This is a genomic window from Halobacillus sp. BBL2006, from assembly GCF_000786645.1.
GTDB lineage: Bacteria > Bacillota > Bacilli > Bacillales > Halobacillaceae > Halobacillus.
Window position 1 is genome coordinate 1 of sequence record NZ_JRNX01000954.1, and the last position, 1431, is coordinate 1431.

At 41.4% G+C, this 1431-nt stretch carries 2 protein-coding genes; one reads left to right on the forward strand and one right to left on the reverse strand.

Translation table 11 applies throughout. The annotated features are described in order from the left end of the window. Positions 1 to 212 precede the first annotated feature (212 nt). Complete coding sequence (locus tag LD39_RS21350) at positions 213 to 440, reverse strand: DUF1128 domain-containing protein (protein ID WP_035553799.1); 228 nt, start codon at positions 438 to 440, stop codon at positions 213 to 215. Between the two features lie 200 nt (positions 441 to 640). Here LD39_RS21350 and LD39_RS21355 point away from each other — a divergent pair. Then, on the forward strand, positions 641 to 1431 hold a 791-nt coding region (locus LD39_RS21355; RefSeq protein WP_035553797.1), incomplete at its 3' end, for a chromosome segregation SMC family protein.

Consider the following 1431-nt stretch of genomic DNA (forward strand, 5'->3'; position numbering starts at 1 on the left):
TCACCACATGCCCATGGAAAGCGAGTGATTTCCCGTACCTCCTTTTTCTATCCAAGGCAACGGAAATAGGAAGAGGTCTTGAAACTGAGTCTTCCGGGATAGGGAGCTTTAATGGGATAGACAGTCAATTTTACGTATAGTGGTCCAAAACACAAAAAACCTCCATGACCGATGAAAGCCATGGAGGTTCGTTTAAAGTTTTATAGAGGTGACTATGAATCTTTACGATATTGTCCTAGTTCTTGAACGAAGGCTTGAATTTCTGATACGCTTAGCTGCCCCTTCATTAGAATAATATCATGTAAGGATTTGATCTCCTCGTATTTTTCCAGATCATAATCTTCTGGATCCATGATGGAGCGGTTGACGACTTGCAGTTTGTCCGCCATATCATGAATGATTGTTTCAAGGTTTTCTTGCGTAGGTTGTTCTAAGCTCAACATATATCCTCCTCAGCAGATCCTGTTTTTTGCGCTAGTACATATGATAAGACACTTTGCGATTTTTTAAAACCCTATTCTGAAAAGTGATCGAAAGGGACGAAAAAAGGATGACAATGGTTCCTACCGTACAGTAAGGGATTATGATAGAATAAATAAGTTAGATAAAAGAATGATTGTGAATATACAGGAGGATGAATATGTTCCTCAAACAATTGGATACAGTAGGATTTAAATCATTTGCCGAACGTGTGACCGTTGATTTTGTTTCCGGAGTCACCTCGGTCGTAGGGCCGAACGGCAGTGGAAAAAGTAATATTACCGATGCCATCCGATGGGTATTAGGGGAGCAATCCGCCCGATCCCTTCGAGGAACCAAGATGGAAGATATCATTTTTGCAGGTAGTGATTCTAGGAATCCATTGAATATGGCAGAAGTTACGTTGACATTGGACAACAAAGATCAGACACTTCCTCTTGATTATCAAGAAGTCAGTGTTACCAGAAGAGTGTATCGGACGGGTGAAAGTGAATTTTACATCAATAACCAGGCTTGTCGTCTGAAGGATATTGTCGACTTATTTATGGATTCTGGACTTGGCCGGGAAGCCTTCTCCATTATCAGCCAAGGCAAAGTAGAAGAAATCTTAAGCTCAAAAGCCGAAGAGCGCCGCTCTATCTTTGAGGAAGCAGCCGGCGTGTTGAAATATAAACAACGAAAGAAAAAAGCAGAGTACAAGTTAGCGGAGACGCAGGAAAACTTGAACAGGGTTGAAGACATCATTCATGAGATTGATGGACAGCTCGAACCTCTGAAGGAACAAGCTGCTGTAGCTAGAGACTACTTGGAAAAGAAAGAGGATCTCAAGCAAGTGGAGGTCTCTTTACTTGTGACTCAAATTGAGCAATTGCATGGAGAATGGCAGCAACTGCTTTCAGATCTCGATGATGTGAAAAAGCAAGAAAGCGAACTTCATACAAAAATAGAAAC